The 6,143-nt window shown below is 54.0% G+C and carries 9 protein-coding genes; all 9 read right to left on the minus strand.

What is annotated here, in order from left to right; genetic code table 11:
* The coding region (locus tag K7B09_RS12555; RefSeq protein WP_223629806.1) for a hypothetical protein at positions 1 to 293 on the minus strand (293 nt) is incomplete at its 3' end.
* A 362-nt stretch (positions 294 to 655) separates the two neighbouring features.
* On the minus strand, positions 656 to 1,042 hold the full coding sequence (locus tag K7B09_RS12560) for a DUF4279 domain-containing protein (RefSeq protein WP_223629807.1): 387 nt from the start codon (positions 1,040 to 1,042) through the stop codon (positions 656 to 658).
* 590 nt (positions 1,043 to 1,632) lie between these two features.
* Positions 1,633 to 2,406, minus strand: a complete 774-nt coding sequence (locus tag K7B09_RS12565) for a hypothetical protein (RefSeq protein ID WP_223629808.1) — start codon at positions 2,404 to 2,406, stop codon at positions 1,633 to 1,635.
* 538 nt (positions 2,407 to 2,944) lie between these two features.
* Entirely contained in the window at positions 2,945 to 3,307 is a 363-nt protein-coding gene (locus K7B09_RS12570; RefSeq protein WP_317851760.1) for a cupin domain-containing protein, read from the minus strand.
* 148 nt (positions 3,308 to 3,455) lie between these two features.
* Entirely contained in the window at positions 3,456 to 3,740 is a 285-nt protein-coding gene (locus tag K7B09_RS12575; RefSeq protein WP_223629809.1) for a hypothetical protein, read from the minus strand.
* Between the two features lie 119 nt (positions 3,741 to 3,859).
* Positions 3,860 to 4,303: a hypothetical protein gene (locus K7B09_RS12580; RefSeq protein WP_223629810.1), complete on the minus strand. Its 444-nt coding sequence runs from the start codon at positions 4,301 to 4,303 to the stop codon at positions 3,860 to 3,862.
* A 58-nt stretch (positions 4,304 to 4,361) separates the two neighbouring features.
* Positions 4,362 to 4,853, minus strand: a complete 492-nt coding sequence (locus K7B09_RS12585) for a hypothetical protein (RefSeq protein ID WP_223629811.1) — start codon at positions 4,851 to 4,853, stop codon at positions 4,362 to 4,364.
* A 364-nt stretch (positions 4,854 to 5,217) separates the two neighbouring features.
* Positions 5,218 to 5,736: an HNH endonuclease gene (locus tag K7B09_RS12590; protein WP_223629812.1), complete on the minus strand. Its 519-nt coding sequence runs from the start codon at positions 5,734 to 5,736 to the stop codon at positions 5,218 to 5,220.
* A gap of 60 nt (positions 5,737 to 5,796) precedes the next feature.
* Positions 5,797 to 6,006, minus strand: a complete 210-nt coding sequence (locus K7B09_RS12595; protein ID WP_223629813.1) for a hypothetical protein — start codon at positions 6,004 to 6,006, stop codon at positions 5,797 to 5,799.
* Between the last annotated feature and the right edge of the window lie 137 nt (positions 6,007 to 6,143).

Here is a 6,143-nt window from a genome sequence, read left to right on the forward strand (position 1 = left end):
AGCCACCTATCCAACGCGAAATCACTCAAGCGCGACGCGGTGAAACAGTGCGAAATAACAAACAGCAAGAGCGCAAATTGCTTTTTCCCCCGCCTAACACCTGAGTTAAGCCGCGCCGCTGCACGGCCGCGACCAGGAAACGCAACATACCGAAAAAATTCGCGGCCGTGAAGCGGTGTCGGCTTGAACGAACTGTTAGGCCGCCAAGTCTCGCGAAACGCTGGTGCCTGGGCGCGTGAGCGCACCCGATGATCTGCAAGAAGCTGCTGTAAGCGCAGAGAACGTTGCTGCATAGGCGCACTACCGCACGAAGGCGGGAAACGGTGGGGCAGAGCGGCGATGCACGAAGTGCCTGCTGCCACAAAACCAATGTGACGCACCGCGAGAAGCCAAAGAACACACGGGCGCAGCGAAGATGCCGCGTGAAACAACAATTGCGAGATTGCCGCCTCGCAGCAATGGGCGCGGTCAGAAAGTTGCGATTCCCACGAGTTGCCGCACAAGGATTTGAACCACAAGTGGGCATGAAATGCCGGGTGCAAGCTTTTCAGCGGCCTAACACCTGAGTTAAGCCGCGCCGCTGCACGGCCACAATTGAGAACGAACATACCTTGAAAAATTGTGGCCGTGAAGCGGTGTCGGCTTGAACGAATTGTTAGGCATCTTGCGATAGATTGCTGTCAAAGTAGACGTCAAACCAGACTTCAATGCCGAGCGAACCGAGCTGGATCATTTGCAGCGGATCCATACTGGGGCCGCCATGCCCGGAGGCGGAGTCCCAGCGACAGCAAATGTCCACAGTGTATCCGCGAGAAGCCAGCGCTCTCAGCTGGTCACCTTTGTCAGAGATGCGATTGAGCAGCCAAGCGAAATGGTCGCGAGAGTCGCGGCTGTCAACATGATCAGAAGATTCTAGAAACCAACCGGAGTACTTGCGTCGACGCCCTGTTGCGGCTGAAGCAAGATCACCAGCCCGTTGCGTGGCGGTTGGCTCAACACCAAGAACTGCGGATATCTCTACTGGGTCTAGTTGTTCGTGCATGACGCGCAACCAAACATGGGTGTAAGAGCAAGTTGGGTAGTCTGGATTGAATGCGATCAAGCTTCACCTGATGCCTAACACCTGAGTTAAGCCGCACCGCTGCACGGCCGCGACCAGAGAACGCAACATACCGAAAAAATTCGCGGCCGTGAAGCGGTGTCGGCTTGAACGAACTGTTAGGCCGCCAAGTCTTGCGAAACCCTGGTGCCTGAGCGCGTGAGCGCACCCGATGCACCTGCAAGAAGCTGCTGTAAGCGCGGAGGACTTTGCTGCACAGGCGCACTGCCACACGAAGGCGGGAAACGGTGGGGGCAGAGCGGCGATGCACGAAGTGCCTGCTGCCACAAAACCAATGTGACGCACCGCGAGAAGCCAAAGAACACACGGGCGCAGCGAAGATGCCGCGTGAAACAACAATTGCGAGATTGCCGCCTCGCAGCAATGGGCGCGGTCAGAAAGTTGCGATTCCCACGAGTTGCCGCACAAGGGTTTGAACCACAAGTGGGCATGAAATGCCGGGTGCAAGCTTTTCAGCGGCCTAACACCTGAATTAAGCCGCGCCGCGAAGCGGCGTCGGCTTGAATGAATTGTTAGCTCTCTGCCGGCTTGACTCCAGCTGATTCCATTAGTTCGCCGATACTGAAAGCGTAGTGAGTTGGAAGCTGGATTCCCTCAAATTGCGGAAATAGCTCTGACGAGAACGAACGCCACTTACCGTACCAGTTATGCGCAACGGAGTACAAAAGTACGCCATACGTCGTCGGGTTTGCAGCGGAATATGGAAGGACGCGACCATGCTCTATGGGATGTTGCTTGGTCTCGTAGGCATCCACGAGCCCTTGCCGATGCAAAATGTTGAAGTCAGTATCTATCTTAAGTCCAATGTTAGTTAACTCAAGAGATGCAAGCCAGATCTTCTTAGGGTTGATCTCGTCGCTTTGAGCGACGTTTATCTTGTCGCCTTTGCTCACCAACAGTCGATTAAGTGAGTTGTAAAGGGAATAGTGAAGATGAAGTTGCTTTGCCGAAAGTGATTTGATCGTGTCAAGCAACTGAATGGTGTCGTCGCTCTTTCCGTCACTGGTTCTGGAGGCTGCCAAGATGCCACCGAAGTATTCGGCGCATATCTCTTCTTCCGTGAAGGCTCCGCTAGTCAGCGCTTCATGGGCAATGCGCAAATTTGCGCTTTTCCCGTCTTCTGGATTCTCGATCTTCTTGTAGGCTTTTTCGATGATCTTGTCGCGACCCTTGGCGTAAAGTCGTTTCAGGTCATCCCCAATTTCCGATAGAACGGGGCCGAGTGTCTTTTGCAATGCCCATTCCCCTGGCAAAGCAATCGCAAGTTTTTTCTCGTCTTCCGACATATCTTCCCCAGAGAGCTAACACCTGAGTTAAGCCGCGCCGCGAAGCGGCGTCGGCTTGGACGAATTGTTAGGCGCCTAGACCGGACCACACAAGGCGAGCATTTCAGCCTCGAACTGCTGTGGACCCGACACCTCCCAGAACGACGAGTCTACTGCGCGGAGTTCTGCCACGGGCTGGCCAGACCGAATGCAGCGGTAGGTGCCGTCTATGGTTTGGCGCAACCCTGAGACAAGGCTGACAAGGGTGCTGTGCGGTACCAACTCTTCAGGGGACAGACCCTGAAGAGTGTCGGCCGATTCTCCCGTGCACCACTCAATATCGAGCAGCCACTCTTCTGGCTGAAGCGATTGCTCTACAACCGGCAGGAACGCCGGCATATCAAAGAGCTGACCGTCTTCTCCATGCTGCCGGACTCTGACCATAGGCGCCTAACGCCAAAGGTAAGCGGCGCCGTAGCCCGGTAGGGCGGAGGGTACCGACACTGGCCATGAAAATGGCGAAGCCATGGCCAGTGTTGGCGTCGGCTTGACCGCCCAGTTAGGCGCGTGCTGGAAGAAGAACATAACCTGCTTCGATTGGGGCGACAACGGAGATGAATCGCAATGGTTCAAGGCTTGTGCATTTGACGCCGTGAACCTGCCCTTTTCTTGCTACGACTACATCGCCAGATGTGACCTTAACGGTGTTGCCTTGTTCGTCGATTTGATAGTCACCGTGGCCGGACAGAATTGTCCAGGTATCTTGGCCGTTTGGATGCGTATGGGCGGCAATGCTTTGACCCGGCTCAACATGCCAAGCGACGATGACTGAATGCTCTGATTCTTGTACGACTGAACGAATCGGCTCTCCTTCGCTTACTTGCATGTGGTCACAAGATTTGAATACGCGCTGACTGTTCATAGTTGCTCCGAAAGTTACGGAGCATAGCACGCAAGAAGTACGCCGAGCACGAAGCGCCTAACACCTGAGTTAAGCCGGCCCGCTACGGCGCGGCGTCAAGTTGCGCCGAGACCGCGAAGCGGGCTCGGCTTGAACGAATTGTTAGCACTCACGCCATGTATTTGACGACCATTGCCGCAATGGCGAGGCCCATACCAATAAGTGCAAATGCGTAGCCATTTACAACTGATTTTTTTCCAGAATTTGTGATTGCTTCAAGCGTCTGGAAACCATTGAGGTAAGCCCCAATTGTTACAAGTACGAAACCAGTCCCAGCTATAAGGTCGTAGACATGCTTGCCGTAAAAGAAGTAGTCAACGAATCGCATGGTGGTGAGCAGAAGGCCAATGAAGATCCAAATGTTCGATTCACGCGTTCTTGTTGCAACGGCCATCGATTCCCCTTTGTGAGTGCTAACACCTGAGTTAAGCCGGAGCGCTTTGCGGCCGCGGCGTTGTGACAATTTACCGAACAACTCCGCGGCCGCGAAGCGATCTCGGCTTGAACGAATTGTTAGGCACCCGGCCCTGAAGCTGCCCGCTTAAAGACTGTGATTACCTGCTCCATCTCATTAGTCAAGGCACCTTGTATCTCTTGGATTTTGCGGATGGTAATGAAGTTTTCTTCAACCATAGCTCTGATGTTTTGATCAGGAATTGATTGATCGTACAGGGCTGTCATTGCTTGATGAGCAATATGATCACGGTGAGATATAAGACTCTGAATGTCTTTGGCTAATTGGTCGTTACCATTCGTTTTCGCGAATGTGCTGCGAAGTCTCCCCAATGGCCAGTTCTGCAAGTCTGACTCTACGTAGCCATAGTGAAGTTGGCCTTTGGTCAGCACGCGAACCGCATCGTGGTACATCGCGAGGTACGTCTTAAGCTGCTGCTCGAGCAACTGATAGCCGCCAAGGGCATTCATCACGGATGTTCGGTAGTGCTCGCGAAGTTCCATGGGTGCCTAACACCTGAATTAAGCCGCGCCGCGAAGCGGCGTCGGCTTGAATGAATTGTTAGGCGCGCTCCGAGGATCTAAGTAGGAGTACGCCACAAGTCGGACAGAATCGGTTGTAGAAGCTGACCTTATGACCATTTTGACAGGTGTGCTTTGTGAGCAGCCACGGCTGCCGTGACAAAGAAGTAAGTGCTCCCGCCTCAATAGCGAACACTAGGGCGAGACTGAGATGGCTGTAATCACTAGGCAAGAAGACTGCCTGTGCCACGATGCCTATCCCCGACGCAATGCAAAGTGCGGCGATCCAGATCGGAAAGCGTCTAAGCAAAGTTTCACGGCTGCCCAGCCACCAGTCGCGCTCGATAAGTACGATCTTGAACTGAATGATGCCGGTCACGCCACCAATCACAAAAGCGGATAGAAAGAGGGCTACGTAGAGCTGCACAGGTGCGTTGACGCCAACAGCCGAAATGGCCTGTGCAACAATAGAAACGGCGAAGGCCGACCAGGCAAGAGATAGAAGCCATTTCACGAGCCGTTGTAGTGACATGCGCGCCTAACACCTGAGTTAAGCCGCGCCGCAACGAGTTGCAACCGAAGCGACAGCAGCCGGACGCCGAAAGATAACACGATGCCATGAAGCGGCGTCGGCTTGAACGAACTGTTAGGTTGTAGGCGCCCGACGACCCACTGCACATGCGAAGCAAGCTACGGAATGCTACCGCCACCACGGTGCGCAGGTCCCCTGCGCGCTGTGGGCCAAGTACGCAAGGGCACACTTGAACCTAACAGTAAACCTATCAGGCGCAATTCAATGCAAAGCCCGCATATCCCCAAAAAATTCCGCGCTAAACCTAACGCCTGAATTAAGCCGCGCCGCGAAGCGGCGTCGGCTTGAATGAATTGTTAGACGATCATAGCGAGTAGCTGACTTTTGTGTCAGCAACTATGATCTTTCCGTTGACTTGCAAGTGTTTAATTAGTGTTTCCAGCTGCGACTCGGTGATAGAACTCTTTGCGTTCTTGACAGTTGCACGGATGGTGCTTTTGAGTGTCTCGACTTTCCTTGGGCGGGAAGCGCCGCGCTTTTTAAGGTCTGCGAGAACAACTGCATAGTTGTCGATCTTTGGCGGAACTGGAGCGGCTTTAGCCGGAGGGGCAGGCAGGGGCTGTGCCCTGCCATTGCCATTTGGGCAGATGAACTTTCCGTTCTGATTCAGCACGACGCGAATTTTCTCTTTAAGCGACATGCTGCCAAAGAGCGCGTTGACTGCTTTGCAGCAGGCAACGCAGTTGTCATCGATGTTGCTTCCGGCGCGATAGGAAGCAACAAGATGCTCGACACTAGCGTCTGCCTTTGAAAGTGGCATGTTGCAAAAGAAGCAAATGCCTCCTTGGGCGAACATTAGTCTGTCAAGCGGCTTGGTGGTCATTTGATCGTCTAACACCTGAGTTAAGCCGCGCCGCGAAGCGGCGTCGGCTTGGACGAATTGTTAGGCTTCACTGCCTGATGGCGAAGAGGGACTGCCGTGGGAATACTTGCGAGATTTTGAAATGGCCAAGAAAACGACGCCAAGCGCCATGAGCGAGGGGCCGAGTGTCCAAAAAGCCGTCATGTGAGTAGTCAAACCCACAATGAGAAATGTAATCCCGTTGGTGAGGAAGACGAAGCCGAGGATCAGAAGTGCCTTGATCGATTTCACCGTGATGCTCCGTGTGAGGCCTAACACCTGAGTTAAGCCGACCCGCAGCGGGGTGGCGACTGGGTGCTAGCGTAGCGGAAAAGCACCCAGGCGGTGCCCCGATGCGGGTTCGGCTTGAACGAATTGTTAGGGCTCAC

The sequence above is a fragment of the Thermomonas beijingensis genome (genome assembly GCF_020034655.1).
GTDB lineage: Bacteria > Pseudomonadota > Gammaproteobacteria > Xanthomonadales > Xanthomonadaceae > Thermomonas > Thermomonas beijingensis.